Here is a 475-nt window from a genome sequence, read left to right as displayed (position 1 = left end):
GTGTGAACATGCGCTTTCGTCCCCCGACCTAGGTCTGTTTTCTGGTTGTCGATTCAGCCGGGAATTTGCCCAGCAGCGCATCGACCAGTTTTGCAAAACCGATGCCCTTCGACGATTTGATCATCACCACGTCACCCGGCTTGAGCGCGGCAAGCAGCACCGGCTTCAGCTCCTCGACACCGGCGCGGTATTCCGTCTTGATGTCAGCCGGCAGCGCTTCGGCCAGCGCCCGCATTTCCGGGCCGCCAAGAAAAACGGTCTGCGTGCCCGTGCCGACGATGAGATCGGCAAGGGCCGCATGCAGCTTGGTCGAATGGTCGCCGAGTTCGAGCATGTCGCCGAGCACGGCGATGCGGCGGCCCTCGCCCGTCACCGGCGTCGCGTTGAGCAACGCCATCGCAGCAGCCATCGATGCCGGATTGGCGTTGTAGCTTTCGTCGATCAGCGTGATCAGTCCACCGGGGTGGCTCGAAGT

Annotated in this window: 1 protein-coding gene; it reads right to left on the bottom strand. The window is 62.5% G+C overall.

Features of this window, described 5'->3' with window-relative positions; genetic code table 11:
* Positions 1-28: 28 nt before the first annotated feature.
* Positions 29-475, bottom strand: a 447-nt coding sequence (locus EN994_RS34825; protein WP_281060236.1) for a cyanophycin synthetase, incomplete at its 5' end; no start/stop codon positions are given.

The organism is Mesorhizobium sp. M7A.F.Ca.CA.002.09.1.1, assembly GCF_003998555.1.
Classification (GTDB): domain Bacteria; phylum Pseudomonadota; class Alphaproteobacteria; order Rhizobiales; family Rhizobiaceae; genus Mesorhizobium; species Mesorhizobium ciceri.
This window is presented reverse-complemented; position numbering and strand designations above follow the sequence as displayed.